Raw genomic sequence first — 12,880 nt, forward strand, 5'->3', positions numbered from 1 at the left:
GTCATTTTTAGGGGGAATGAATGGCACTGTGTCCTATTGTCCGCGCGTATCTACTAGACACGGTTGATGGGAAACTCTTGGGCGGCAATTCCGCTTCGGCAGTCCGTAACGGGCACGTGACGACGGCGGGATTGATCGACTATTTCAATCGCGCGCACACTAAGATGTTGGCGGCGCCGGGCGGGGCTTCCTCGGACAATTTCGAAAGCGCCTTGCACGACTTGCGCTTCGCGCCGTTCGAACATGGCGTCCGGAGGGAGGTCCACGATTCCGGCCTGGGTTTTCCCGACGCGGACTTATCAGGGCTCGCCGGCCAAACCTTCTACCATGTCATGAAGCTGCGGTTTCTCCACTTTCTGGTGGACACCGAATCCCCGCTAATGAACGACCTCGATCTGCCGCTCGGTAAGGATCCGCGAGAGTCCGATGCGTTCCTCGCCGACTGGGAGGAACTGACCGACGATGAGCGGCGCTTCTCGCTGAATGGTTTGCTGGGAAGTCCGATAGTGTGGTTCACCAACGAGGATGGGGCCAAGGCGGCGCGTCTTTACAGCGCCGCGAACGGAATCGGCCTGGCCGATGCCTTCTGCGAGGTGCTGGGCCTGGGCCACCACCATGCCGGCGACTGGATGGTGTTGCTGCATATCCCGGGGAGCGCGATCGAGAAGGCCAATCACTATCGCCCCTTGTTTTGCGACGCGGTCACCCATCGCTACTTCATGGCGCACAGCTGCCTGGTGCCGGGTCCGACGCGCCCCTGGGGGCAAACGGCCAACCTACGCGAGCTCGTTCTCGGCACCATCGACTATGACGGTGCGGTCGAGCGCGTTTCACATCAGCTGACGCCATCGCATTTCGAAGCTGACGAAACCATATATGTCGAGATGTTAGGATCGTTGCAGCGTACCAAGATATTCACTGCTGCGCCGAAGCGGCTTGCCGACGAGGTCTGGGTGCGAAGGAGGGCGGCATAGTGCGCCAACCTGGCAACGATGATCTGACTGTGCTGCGCGGCGTCCCAGCGGAATGGTTTCAGCAGTGGCTGGGCTTGGGGCTGCGGGAATATCTGTTCGAACGCCGCGGCCGCTACGCTTTCCCCGGCGCCGAGCCTTTCATCGAGCAAGGCGAGGGCAATATCGCCAGCGATCTGGTAATTATTGCCGGCGCGCTGGGCGTGCGGGATCGCCATTCCTTCGGGCAGGGCCTGATCGCGCTGCTCGCAAGCCTCGACTTCGGCACCGACTTCGGCGCGATCATTGCGGCCTATCTGATCGAATTGGGGGTAGGCGTCCGTGCCGCTGGCATGCCCCGGATCATCGCCAACAAGGCGTTCAGCATTCAGCCGACCGAAAGCGGCCGGAAACTATACGAGCTCGCATTTACGGTCGCCGGCCAGTTGGCCGACCTCGAAGCGGAGGACACGGTTATATGTCTCCGACATTTGATCAACCAGCCGCGGCTGTTCCGGTCATCTCTGTCCGGCCGAGCCTTGCTGGCGCTCTGCAAGGCGCGGCCGCGTGCGTTCCCGGACCATTTCGACCTCCTCCGCAAGCCGCTCGAGGAAAAACTCGGCAGGAAATCGCGCGTGGCGGCCGAGGAGCAGCGCCGCGTCCGCCAGCGCCGTCGGCTCATTGCCACGCTCGTCGAGATCATGCCGGAGCCCAACTTGCTCGCTTATCCCTGCGCTCCGAACGCCCGGCGCGAGCGCGAAGAAGACAATTGGTGGCTGATGGCGCTGTCGGAGGATTTCCCCGATTTGCTCAAGGAGTTCGTTATCATCGCAGATGCCGAGGCCGCCATACAGGCTGAGGAGGCCCCTGCGGAGGATTTGCCGGTCCTTGCCGTCGGCGCCACGAGACAAGAAATGTGGTATTTCGCGATGGACCTGCTCGGGCCGTACGCGGAGGAGGAATATCTCGAGTCCGAAGATGCCTTTGCGATATGAACATCCATCCATGACCAACGCCGACACCCTAACCAATTGCTACAAGGATGCCGCGCTTCAGCGTTATCTGATGCAGTCCCGCGACGGCGATCGGAAGCTGATCGAGGCAGGATGGCGGTTGTTTTATGCGGTCGACAGTAATGTGGTGGGGTTCTTTCTGGAGCCGCATCGCCATGCGGTGCGAAGCGTCGATCGACGCATTGGATTGGGCGACATATTCCAGCTCGATTCCCTAAGAAACCAGCACGATATCTCGGTCCTGGTCGCCGACTATCCGATACTGAGCCTTGACATGGGTTGCCCCCTTATTGCGATCGAGCCGATCAACGAGGAAATCCGGGCGATCTATGAACGCCACAGCACGGCCTTCTTCGCAGCGCAGGAGGGTCACCTCAATGGGCAACAGCTGGCCGATCGCCTCAATGCGCTCGACATCGATAAGCTGTCGCCCAAAGACCGGGTGCTTCTGACCCATGCGGTCACGCTTGACCATCCTGTGGTTGCGGCGGCGGATCGCATCTATTCGCTGACGCGCGCGGGCAGAATTTTGAGCAGCGAACGTGTTAGTGGGCGCACCCATAGTCCGGAGCTGGCGCGTGCGCTACGGATGTCGGCGACCGCGAGCGACACCATCGCCTTCGCGCTCGGCCGGGCCAAATGGCTCGGCGTGTTCGCCCATGTCGGCCGGCAGAAGGACGGGCGCGCCCAGCGCGACGCAGCGGCCTTGGCGCGCCTCGAACTCTGCAACACCCGCCTACGCAATGCAGGCGTGCGTCAACGCCTCCATTATATCACTGGTGACAGTTTTCTTCTTGAGGCGGCAGAAGGCGTACCGTGGGAGGAAGTCGGCGGCATCGACACCTTCGCGGCGGCGTTCCTCCGTCACCCGCGCGCGTTTCTCGACGAACCCGAGGTGCTGCAGCCGACGGAGGAAGATCGGTCCGAGGAAGGCACGACTCTGGCAAACTGGCTTAAGGTCCTTCTCGGGCGCATTGATCAATCGACGCCCAATCTGCGGCCCGTCGATGGGCACATCAGCTTCTCAGACGAAGTCATCGGCATGATGAATCAGGTCGTCGCTGAAGACGACGGGGCAGCCGAACGCATTCTGAATCGGTGGCGGGAATTCACCCGGAGAGTGGCCGATACCGGAGTGGCGCCCAAAGCCAATGTCGAGCGCCTCACGGCGTTGCTGCATAATCAGGCGGCGATCGACGAGGTCGAGCGCCTGCGCAACCAATTGGAGGCCGAGGTCGAAGAGGCCTGGACCAAAGTTTTCTATGTCAGCGCGGCGGCCCGGCTCGCGCTCGAGGTCGCGGCGCACGACGGCGGCTATGATGTCCCTGACCGCGAAGTGCCGAGGCTCGTCTTCCAAGCGCGTCCGGCATTGGCGCACTTTCTGCGCGAGGCTGGACGCTGGTTCATCCCCGGCGGTGAGTTCGATCATGCGACCTATGAAGCCATGCGACAGGCGGTGCGCAGGGAGGATGAGACCCAATATGGCGACTATGTGGGTCATGCTTTCGTGCTCGCGCAGCAGGGGCAATGGAAATCGGCCAGTATCCTGGCGGGACTGGCGACGAGCAGGGTCCACGGGCGCAATGACTTCGCGCCGCAAAAGAGCAACGGACGCGAGTCCGCCTACCTCCAAGCCTATTGCACGCGATTGACGTCGCGAAGCCCCGACGACCTGGCCAAGGCATTTCAGTTCATCGACCGGGCGCTCGAAATCGCCGGAGTCGAACAGGAGCACACCGTGGCGCTCGGCCTCGTCCATGAGGCGGTGAGCGAACGTTTCGAGATGGAACGGTTCGTGCTGCGCGCGACCATGGCACTCTATCAGTGGCAGGCCGGCAATGCCGACTATCTGCGTCTGACGTTCGAGGAGCTCTTGCCGGAGATCCAGGATCTGGCCGACCGCATCCGCGTCAAGCTGAGCAATCTCCACGAGCATCCGCTCAACGCGGACTACGATCCCAAGATGATCGAGATCGCTCTCGTCTCGGTCCTAGGCCGGTGCTTGCGAACAAGCTTGGGCATGCGCTTCCACTTGGGGGATTTTGGTGAGGTTTCGCGCCAGATCTGGACCGAATTGGACACGTACTGCGATCACAACAAGGCGCCGAGCCAGTTTTCTGAGTTCCTGTGCCGCGTCGGCCGGGCTACATTCGACGAGCAGATCAGCTGGCGCCACCGGCGCAAGAATCTCGATGCTCTCGCTTTCCGATTGCCGGCCAGAATTTTGCCTTACGACAGAAACCGGTACGACACGATTTTGAATCGCGCTCGGGACGCATTGTCCGCGCAACGTCGCTGACTCCGCATTGCAGGCGGTTGATCGATCGCGCCGCAACTGCGACGGGTCGCCGGTAAGCTGCAGCCGATCGGCGATACTGTCGTCGCAGACTCGGGGCCGACCGCTCGACCAGCTTGGTAAGTTCATCACGCGGGGATATCGCCTGCGGCCTCCAGATTAGGCCCGATCCCTTACATGCACCTGCTGGTGCCGTGCGAGCGCGATCAGCAGAACAGGAACATGACGAACAATGATGGCGATCTTTACGGCTGGAGTGATCTGTTGCGGACCGTGTTCAGACTTGTACGGCGTGGCTGACCACCCATGCGAGAAACCTCGCCGATTAGGGTCAGTTGGTCGTGTCCCGGTGAGTGGTGTAACTTCGTCTGCGCGGGCCCGACGATCTTCCGGCTTTGGCCGGATGATCAGGCTGCCATGGCGGGCAGTCCGATGGTTTGATTGTCGCTCAACGGAGCGACGGTTTCCAGCGTCATGTAGCGGGCACGCCGGACGGCCCATTCGTCGTTTTGTTCGAGCAGGATAGCGCCGACGAGGCGGGTGATCGCGGCCTCGTTGGGGAAGATGCCGACGACACCGGTGCGTCGCTTGATCTCGCCATTGAGGCGCTCGATGGGATTGTTCGAGTGGATCTTGGTACGATGGTCCTTGGGGAAGGACATGTAGGTCAGCACCTCGGTTTCCGCATCGTCCATGAAGGCGGTGAGCTTGGGGACACGAGGCCGCAGTTGATCGGCGACCTGTCGCCACTGCGCCTTGGCGGCAGCTTCGTCGTCCTGCGCGAAGGCGGTGCCGACAAAGGCTGAGACGACGCGGCGCTGGGCCTTTCCGGCATGAGCGAGCGCGTTACGCATGAAGTGCACCCGGCAGCGTTGCCAGCTTGCACAAAGCACCTGGGACACGGCGGCCTTGATGCCCTCATGCGCATCCGAGATCACCAGCTTGACGCCCCTGAGGCCGCGCCGGGTGAGCTTGCGCAGGAACGCGGTCCAGAAGGTCGCCGCCTCCGATGCGCCGATATCCATGCCGAGCACCTCGCGCCGGCCGTCGCTGTTGACGCCGACGGCGATGATGACCGCGACCGAGACGATCCGGCCGGCCTGGCGGACCTTTAGATAGGTGGCGTCGATCCAGATATACGGCCAGTCGCCCTCGATCGGCCGGTCGAGGAAGGTGTGGACCCGTTCGTCGATCTCCTCGCAAAGCCGGCTCACCTGGCTCTTCGAGATGCCGGCCCCGCCCATGGCCTGCACCAGATCATCGACCGAGCGGGTCGAGATGCCCTGGATATAGGCTTCCTGGATCACCGCGGTCAGCGCCTTCTCGGCAAGCCGGCGTGGCTCGAGGAAGCCCGGAAAGTAGCTGCCCTTGCGTAGCTTGGGGATGCGCAGCTCGACCGTGCCCGCCCGGGTCTCCCAGTCGCGCTCGCGATAGCCGTTGCGCTGCACGACACGCTCGGCATCCTTCTCGCCGTAGGCGGCACCCGTCAGGCCACCCACCTCCAGTTCCATCAGCCGCTTTGCCGCAAAGCCGATCATCTCTCGCAGGAAATCCGCGTCCGGGCTCTTTCCCACCAGCGCGCGCAGGTCCATCGTGTCGTCGGTCATCGGTGTGTCCTCGTTCAAGTTGAGCTCGCAACCCAACCTTATCCGAAGATCATCGGTGACCACCCACACCAGCTACACCACTCACCGGGACACGACCGGTCAGTTACCCTGTTCCGACTGGACGTCGGCATTCTTTGACGTCGCGTCAATAGCTGGCCGTCAGAAATTGGCCCAGGCTTGCTCATTCGGAGCGATTGCACGACGAACGAGTAAACGACCGCTTCTGTCCGAAACAGTCGTTCACCGTCAATACAAGGAACCGCGGCTTTGTCCCAAAGTCGGTCATTCCCTGTCAACAGGTCGAACGGCGGCTTTCGGGATCGATAGCGCGGGCCCGGAACTACCGCCTTTAGGGCGACGAAGCCTCATTGGCTCGTAGGCCTACGGTGCGTCGCGACTAACCATGTGAAATGTCGGGCAGCAGGCAATGTTCTTCGGGCCTTGTGTGCGACATACTCAGGTACCTCGTCCTCGATTATTCGACCGGCTTGCTCGGTCGCATCGCGAGATAGTCGGCGAGCGGGCCCGCGAGCTCCGGTTTTATGCGTGGCGCGATGAGCGACATCAGCTTGCCGCGGTGACCGCGCAGGCGCTCCCAGTTCCGAAGCTCATATTCGAGATAGGCAGGCTCCTGCGAGGCAAGATTGGGGAAGTCGGGGCGGATGCCCGTGGCATCCATCCGGTGACAGGCCGCGCACGCCGGGAGATCATCCTCCGGTTTCCCGTGGAGGAATATCTGCTCGCCGAGCGCTACGCGGGCCGGATCGCGCGGTTTCGACGGCTTGCGCCAGATCTGGGCGTACCACGCGGCGACATTCGAGCGATCCGCCTCGGAAAGAGCGCGCACGATCGGCGCCATCACCGCGCTTTCGCGGTGACTGGGGGCACCGGCCGGCGCTGCGAACGCCGCTAGCTGCTTTTTCAGATATTCGGGATATTGCTCGTTCAAGGTCGGCACGCCCGGCGCCTTGTCGACACCGGGTGACCCGTGGCAGGCAGCACATCTGGTCTGGGCGATCTGCTGGCCGAGCCGCGGATCGCCGCCCAGCCGTTCAGTGTCCGATGCGGATTGCGGCGAGCACCCCGCCAGACCCGCAATCGCCGTAAGCATGAGCAGACGGTTCGGCATCACCCGATCCGGTAACTTGCGGGTTCATCGGCGATCAACGGGTTCGACAGCACGCCAAGCCCTGACACTTCGATCTCGACCCGGTCATCGGGCCGCATATGGACGAGGCCCGGCGTCGGGAACGGACCATATTGCCGCGAAAGGTCGCGACCTTCGGTGTCATTCTCTGCGGGCGGGAGCGCGCCCGGGGTTCCCATCGCGATCATGTCGCCGGGCCGCAGGCGATAGCCTTTCGACAGATAGGCCACCGTCTGCGCGACGCCGACCAGCAGGTCGTCGAGCCCGGAGCGTTGCCGGACGATACCGTTCAACCGCGTCTCGATACTGTGCCTGGTGGGGTCGCCGAACGCGTCGCGGGTCACCATCCAGGGGCCATAGCTCCCCGAGGCCTCGAAATTCTTGCCGAGACCGAACTGGCGGTTGTGCATCTGATATTCGCGCACCGACCCTTCATTGACGATCGTATAGCCGGCGACATGCTCGAGCGCTCGCTCGACCGGGATATGCCGGCCGGGCTTGCCGATCACCACGCCCAGCTCGCCCTCATAGTCGAAGGCACGGGCGACTTGCTCGGGAGGCGCAACGATCGGCTCGCCACTCCCGACATAGGAAGCCGCCGTCCGCAGGAACAGATGCGGATAGTCGAGCGAGGTCGTCAGGCCCGTCTCGGCGATATGCGTCTTGAAGTTGAGCGCGAGCGCCCAGAACGCATTGGCGCGGCCGAGAAAGGGAAGGAGCGTTATCTGGGACAGGGGGCGGCCGGGGCCGGCGGCTGCGAGCAATGCCGCCAGCCGGTCGAGCGCGCCGTTTGACCCGAGCACTATTTCGATCTGGTTGGGGAGGTCGGGCGCGAGGGCTGTGACCGCGTGAAAGGTGATGCCGTCGGCCGATACGCCAAGCGCTCGGTCGGTGTCCGCATCGCGAAAAGCAAGAAGACGCATGCGCTTGTTCCCTCAGTTGGCGGTCGGGCCGACCACGGCCTCGAGTGTTGCGGTGATCACCGCCACATCGACCGCGGACGGAGCGCCGCTGGCGCCGATCGCGCCGATCACGCGCCCGTCGAGCTTGATCGGCAGCGAGCCCACGGCAGGGAGCATCGGTGCGCCGTAGCCAAGCGGGCCGGCATTGCCCCAGACCATCGGGTTCTCGCGATAGCGCTGGTCGAGATTGTCGCCCGGCTGGCCGCCGGTCGCGGCGCTCGCAAAGGCCTTGCCGCGCGCGATCTCGACCGACACGAACGGCGCTCCGTCCATTCGCGCCGAGGCGACGAGATGGCCCGAGCTATCGACGACCGCGAAGGACAGGGTATGGCCCAGCCGGTCGGCCTCTGCGATGCCGGCGTCGATCAGCGTTCGCGCCATGCGGCAGCTGACCAGATATTGCACGATGCAGGTCGAGTCGGATTCCATGATGTCAGTCTCCCTGCGGGACGGGGGTTGAGCGGGCGGACCGGGCAAGGCCGACCGCGAAGAGCACACCGATGAGCGCCACAAGGGCGATTGCTGCGAAGGCGGTCGCGACCGACGCGCCGAGACCGAGCATGATCCCAATCGCCAGCGGCCCCAGGACCGTACCTGTGCGGCCAACCCCGAGCGCCCAGCCGATTCCAGTCGAGCGGGCCGCGGGCGCATAGGTGCCCGACGAGACCGCAAGGAGCGTGCCGCCGGCCGCCGACGCCGCGCAGCCCGCGCCGATCGCGAGAATGGCAAAGGCGAGCGGCGTGCCGGTCAGAAGGCCCATGAGGCCGATCAGGCATCCGGCAAGACCAAGGGTCGCGATCAGCGCGCGGTGCGCGCCGCTGCGGCCGATCAGCATACCGATCGCCAGCGTGCCGACGATCCCGCCGGCATTGTTGAGCGCCAGCATCGTCGCGGCCTGCGGCGCGGACCAGCCGGCGCGCTGCAGCAGCGCCGGGAGCCACAAAGCGGTGACCACCAGCGTCGACCAGGTCATGAACGAGGTGATCCAGAGAAGGAGTGTCGTTGTGCGGATATCGCCGGCGAAGAGCGACCGGACGGGAGCTGCCCGTGCCGGTGCAACCTCGCGCGATTCGGGGAAAAGAAAGGCGATCCAGACCAGGATCGGAAGGGGGGCAAGTGCCCCGATCACGAAGATCGCATGCCATCCATGATGCGGGAGGATCTGGCCGGTCGTGTAAGCGCCGACCATCCCGCCAAGCGGCACCGCTGCCCAGAGCATCGTCACGGCGCGCGCGCGGCGTTCCTCAGGCGCGAACTCGCCCACCATGCTGATGAAGTTGGGGCTGGCCCCGCCAAGGCCGAGGCCGGTCGCGATCCGGCTGATGATGAGCATCTCGAGCGAGCCCGACAGCGCGGTCGCCATCGTGCCGACCGCGAAGAGCCCGGTCGTCAGCAAAAGCATCCGCTTGCGACCGAACCGGTCGCCCAGCGCGCCGAACAGGAAGGCGCCGATGAGGAAACCCACCTGCGAGGCGCCGAGCACCGAGCCCATCGCATCGGGCTTGAGCCCGAGCTGGGCCGCGATCGCGGGGATCGCCGGCCCGATCGCCTGTGTGTCGAAGCCATCGAGGAACGCGACGATCGCACATCCGATGATGACCCGCCGCGCCAGGGCCGTTCGGCGCGCGTCGGCAGGACAGGGTGCCGTCACGTTCACGCGCCGGGCCGTAAGGACCGCGAGATCTGTTCGAGCCGCGAGGCGTCGAAGATCGCCTTGGGCAGTATCCCGTGCACCGCCTTGCGCGGTGCGCTCGTGTACACGCTGCCTGTCTGGTTGGCATATTGGGTGATGCGGAAGCTGCCCGCGATGCTCGCCAGCGCGTAGATGTCCGGCCCGGTGAGGCCGGTCGCGCCCGACAGCCAGGCGATCATTTGGCGGATGGACCCGGCAAGCGCCTGGTCGACTGTGTCGCCATACGCCAGCACGATCCAGGCGTCGTGGGTTTCAGCGACCGGTGTCGCGACCGCGACCTTCTTGTGAAGGATATACTGGATACGCAGGTCCTCCATCGCGGTTTCGATCGCGGTCTGGTCGACGACCCCATCGCCCTGCGCGGCATGGCTGTCGCCGGTCCAGAGCCGCCCGCCGGGGACCTCGACCCCTAGGAACAGCGAGGTGCCCTCGGTCAGGTCACGCAGTGAGATATTGCCGCCATAGCGACCCGAGAGGATGCCGCTGACCGGCTTGTCGCCCGCGGGCTGCACCGCCATCACCGCCTGGATCGGCGCCAGCGGGATGCGCACGCCCTTAGCGAAATCGGCATAGCGCCGCTGCGGGTCCAGCTTCAGATAGTGAAGATAGGGCTGGTCGAAGGCGTCGGGCAGCGCGCCCATGCCCTTGGGCGTCGAGTTCCATCCCCAGTCGATCGGCTTCAGCCGGATCATGCGGCACTCGATCACGTCGCCGGGTTCCGCGCCCTTCACCGCGATCGGCCCGATCAGCGAATAGGGCCCGGCGGGGTAGCGCTTGCGGATGCTCTCGCGCTCGGCGAACGGCATGCCGAATTTAGCCTCGTTCGCCCAGTTCACCCAGGTGTTGGGATAGTGAACGATATCGCCGCTTTCGATCTCGAGCACGACCGGCGTTGCCGGATCCATCGCGCCGACCTTCACGGTCTGCGGTGTGGACGGCAGTTCATGGAGGCGCCCTGCCGGCAGCGCGGCAAGCGCGGGGCCGGCGGTCCGGGCGAAGGCGGGGCTCGCGGCCGCGGGCACGAACATCGCGGCACCCGCGCCGGCCGCCAGCATGGCGCGTCGGCTGATCCCGCGCTGATCGAGGCTCTCGCCAAGTGCGTCGCGGTCGACGCCGTCGATCGCCTGCGCGTGGTCGCTGTTCGCGACGGCGTGATGCGCCGCGATATGGCGCGGGCAGGGGTCATGTGCTGGGCAGCAGCAATTGGCCGGTTGCGTCATCCTCATCCTCTCTTGCGGTTATTCTTGAGCTAAAGACCGCGTATCGGGCCGCCTGGGATCACTATTGGCTGAAACCAGCATGTTCGATGTTATCAAATCATCCGGATTTCCAAGTTTCGTGAACATTCGGACCGTGCGGTAAGCGACAGGACTTCCCGGCATCCGCACGAGAAGCGCGCCGATCTAGAATGCGCGTAAAGGACACAAGGCCCGGCTTTGCGAGAGAGATGCTGCATGTTAAAGATCTGGGGGCATCGCGCGGCGCCCAATGTCGCCAAAGTCCTGTGGACCTGCGGCGAACTCGGACTCGAGTATGAGCTCGTTCCCACCGGCGGTCCGAATGGCGGGCTGGACGCGCTCGCCTATCGCCGGCTCAATCCCAACGGCCTGATCCCGACGCTCGACGACGATGGCTTCATCCTGTGGGAATCGCACGCGATCATGCGCTATCTCGCGCGCCGCGAGCGTGCGGAAAACCTCTATCCGGCCGAGACGCGGCCTGTCGCCCGTGTCGACCAGTGGCTCGACTGGCAAGCGGCGCATGTCGCTGAAGCCGTGCGCGACCTCGTGCGGCTGACGATCAAGGCGACGGGGCCGGTGCTGGCAGAGCAACTCGCGCATGCTGAAGCCCAGGCCGATGCCCTGTTCGGCATCATCGACCAGGTGCTTCGGACGTCACCCTATATTGCAGGCGCTGACTTCACGCTCGCCGACATCCCGATCGGCGTGGCGGTCCGGCGCTGGACGACCTTGCCGGTCACGCGCGCGCCGCTGCCGGCGCTTGATTCATGGGCCGACGACGTCCTGTCCCGCCCGGGCGCGGCCGCGCTCTCAGCCTAGCGGCGGATCGTCGAGTTGATGGGTCTGGCGACGGAACTCGCTTGGGCTAACCGCCATGTGCTGGGCGAAGAAGCGCGTGAAATTGCTGTGTGCGCCGAAACCCAGCTGGTCGGCAATCTCCACCAGCGGTTCGTCGCTGGTGCTGAGGCTGCGGGTCGCTGCCTTCATCCTGATATGGTCGATATAATGTTGCGGGGACGCGCCAACGCAGCGACGGAACTGCTCGAAGAAGCGTGAGCGCGACAGCCCAACCATCCTGGCGATGTCGTCGATGCGCGGGTTCTCGAAGGCGTGCTCGTGAATATAGTTGAGCGCCTTGCGGATCCGGAAGTCGATCGGCCGCATGGCCGTCGTGCCCGTCCGCTCGACGTCGGGGGCGATATAGGCGCTGATCACCGCATCGATGAGATCGAGCAGTAGCGCTTCGCGGTCGGCGGCGTTTTCGACAAGGTCGCGCGAGATTGCCGCGGCGAGCCGCTCGGCCTGCATGCGGACATTCTCGGTCACCTGCTCGCGCGGGCGCGGGAAGATGAGGCCGGGTCTCAGTCCCTGCGCCTCGAGCACGCGGTCGATCCAATCCGTCTCGATGATCAGCGACAGGATCATCGTCGGACCCGCCTCGTTGGCGAGTTTGAGATGCGGGACCCATGGATTGAACAGGAGCACGGACCCCTCGTCCAGGGCCAGGTCCAGCGTGCCCGAGCGAAACTTCGTGTCCGCCCCACCGAGCATGAACAACATGTTGAACTGCTGATGCGCGTGCTCGACCAGGGCACGATCGGTGAGATTGACCGTTGCGCGCCCGAAATCGCCTGAGACGATCCAGATCGGCGTTTGCGCATGCACCATGGGCGCTCCTCTCTTTCCCCGGCGAAGTTCCCTCGCCTTGGTCCCAGAGCGTAGCGAACCTGGCCGCCGATTCAACGTTTGCTCGATTGCTGCGCAGCATCATTGCAGGTGGTGATCGCTTTGCATGCAGAAAGCCGGTTCATCCAGACACGATTATCGGACGCTTTGATAAGCTTTCGGAGCCTGTAGTTACAAGAAATCCGGTGCTCTCCCTCATAAGCAGGCGAGCCCGAAGCGCCCTTTCGAAGGATGGCGCGGGAGAGGCAAGTCGAGGGAGAGAGCCGTCCATGTTCCGCATGCAAC

11 protein-coding genes are annotated in these 12,880 nt (G+C 64.1%); 4 read left to right on the forward strand and 7 right to left on the reverse strand.

Annotation, left to right across the window (positions count from 1 at the left end):
- Positions 1 to 20 precede the first annotated feature (20 nt).
- Genes NDN01_RS06575 through NDN01_RS06585 form a run of 3 tightly spaced genes read left to right on the forward strand, consistent with a single transcriptional unit; the run spans position 21 to position 4,262 of the window.
- A complete protein-coding gene (locus NDN01_RS06575; RefSeq protein ID WP_272626567.1) occupies positions 21 to 974 on the forward strand; it encodes a hypothetical protein in 954 nt (317 codons plus the stop codon).
- Positions 974 to 1,945: a hypothetical protein gene (locus NDN01_RS06580; RefSeq protein ID WP_272626568.1), complete on the forward strand. Its 972-nt coding sequence runs from the start codon at positions 974 to 976 to the stop codon at positions 1,943 to 1,945. The genes NDN01_RS06575 and NDN01_RS06580 overlap by 1 nt, the downstream gene beginning before the upstream one ends.
- A 10-nt stretch (positions 1,946 to 1,955) precedes the next feature.
- On the forward strand, positions 1,956 to 4,262 hold the full coding sequence (locus tag NDN01_RS06585) for a hypothetical protein (RefSeq protein WP_272626569.1): 2,307 nt from the start codon (positions 1,956 to 1,958) through the stop codon (positions 4,260 to 4,262).
- A 404-nt stretch (positions 4,263 to 4,666) separates the two neighbouring features.
- On the opposite strand, the gene NDN01_RS06590 is transcribed toward NDN01_RS06585, so the two are convergent.
- The 6 genes from NDN01_RS06590 to NDN01_RS06615 all read right to left on the reverse strand — a co-directional run bounded on the left by NDN01_RS06590 (position 4,667) and on the right by NDN01_RS06615 (position 10,888).
- Entirely contained in the window at positions 4,667 to 5,866 is a 1,200-nt protein-coding gene (locus NDN01_RS06590) for an IS256 family transposase (RefSeq protein WP_272626570.1), read from the reverse strand.
- 475 nt (positions 5,867 to 6,341) lie between these two features.
- Positions 6,342 to 6,995, reverse strand: a complete 654-nt coding sequence (locus tag NDN01_RS06595) for a c-type cytochrome (RefSeq protein ID WP_272626571.1) — start codon at positions 6,993 to 6,995, stop codon at positions 6,342 to 6,344.
- On the reverse strand, positions 6,995 to 7,936 hold the full coding sequence (locus NDN01_RS06600; protein WP_272626572.1) for a fumarylacetoacetate hydrolase family protein: 942 nt from the start codon (positions 7,934 to 7,936) through the stop codon (positions 6,995 to 6,997). The genes NDN01_RS06595 and NDN01_RS06600 overlap by 1 nt, the downstream gene beginning before the upstream one ends.
- Positions 7,937 to 7,948: 12 nt before the next feature.
- Positions 7,949 to 8,404, reverse strand: a complete 456-nt coding sequence (locus tag NDN01_RS06605; RefSeq protein ID WP_272626573.1) for a GlcG/HbpS family heme-binding protein — start codon at positions 8,402 to 8,404, stop codon at positions 7,949 to 7,951.
- Between the two features lie 4 nt (positions 8,405 to 8,408).
- Entirely contained in the window at positions 8,409 to 9,626 is a 1,218-nt protein-coding gene (locus NDN01_RS06610; RefSeq protein ID WP_272626574.1) for an MFS transporter, read from the reverse strand.
- Between the two features lie 2 nt (positions 9,627 to 9,628).
- Positions 9,629 to 10,888, reverse strand: a complete 1,260-nt coding sequence (locus NDN01_RS06615; RefSeq protein WP_272626575.1) for an acetamidase/formamidase family protein — start codon at positions 10,886 to 10,888, stop codon at positions 9,629 to 9,631.
- 234 nt (positions 10,889 to 11,122) lie between these two features.
- Between NDN01_RS06615 and NDN01_RS06620 the strand changes: the two genes are divergently transcribed.
- Positions 11,123 to 11,728 (forward strand): glutathione S-transferase family protein, encoded by a 606-nt coding sequence (locus tag NDN01_RS06620; protein ID WP_272626576.1) that lies wholly within the window; start codon positions 11,123 to 11,125, stop codon positions 11,726 to 11,728.
- On the opposite strand, the gene NDN01_RS06625 is transcribed toward NDN01_RS06620, so the two are convergent.
- Entirely contained in the window at positions 11,720 to 12,577 is an 858-nt protein-coding gene (locus NDN01_RS06625) for a helix-turn-helix transcriptional regulator (RefSeq protein ID WP_272626577.1), read from the reverse strand. The two genes, NDN01_RS06620 and NDN01_RS06625, sit on opposite strands and share 9 nt — an antisense overlap.
- Between the last annotated feature and the right edge of the window lie 303 nt (positions 12,578 to 12,880).

The organism is Sphingomonas sp. QA11 (genome assembly GCF_028473665.1).
GTDB lineage: Bacteria > Pseudomonadota > Alphaproteobacteria > Sphingomonadales > Sphingomonadaceae > Sphingomonas > Sphingomonas phytovorans.

Bases quoted from the DNA above. Each gene is read 5' to 3' on its own strand.
- NDN01_RS06575 (WP_272626567.1), top strand. From the start codon at position 21: ATGGCACTGTGTCCTATTGTCCGCGCGTATCTACTAGACACGGTTGAT.
- NDN01_RS06585 (WP_272626569.1), top strand. From the start codon at position 1,956: ATGACCAACGCCGACACCCTAACCAATTGCTACAAGGATGCCGCGCTT.
- NDN01_RS06590 (WP_272626570.1), bottom strand. From the start codon at position 5,866: ATGACCGACGACACGATGGACCTGCGCGCGCTGGTGGGAAAGAGCCCG.
- NDN01_RS06595 (WP_272626571.1), bottom strand. From the start codon at position 6,995: ATGCCGAACCGTCTGCTCATGCTTACGGCGATTGCGGGTCTGGCGGGG.
- NDN01_RS06600 (WP_272626572.1), bottom strand. From the start codon at position 7,936: ATGCGTCTTCTTGCTTTTCGCGATGCGGACACCGACCGAGCGCTTGGC.
- NDN01_RS06605 (WP_272626573.1), bottom strand. From the start codon at position 8,404: ATGGAATCCGACTCGACCTGCATCGTGCAATATCTGGTCAGCTGCCGC.
- NDN01_RS06615 (WP_272626575.1), bottom strand. From the start codon at position 10,888: ATGACGCAACCGGCCAATTGCTGCTGCCCAGCACATGACCCCTGCCCG.
- NDN01_RS06620 (WP_272626576.1), top strand. From the start codon at position 11,123: ATGTTAAAGATCTGGGGGCATCGCGCGGCGCCCAATGTCGCCAAAGTC.
- NDN01_RS06625 (WP_272626577.1), bottom strand. From the start codon at position 12,577: ATGGTGCATGCGCAAACGCCGATCTGGATCGTCTCAGGCGATTTCGGG.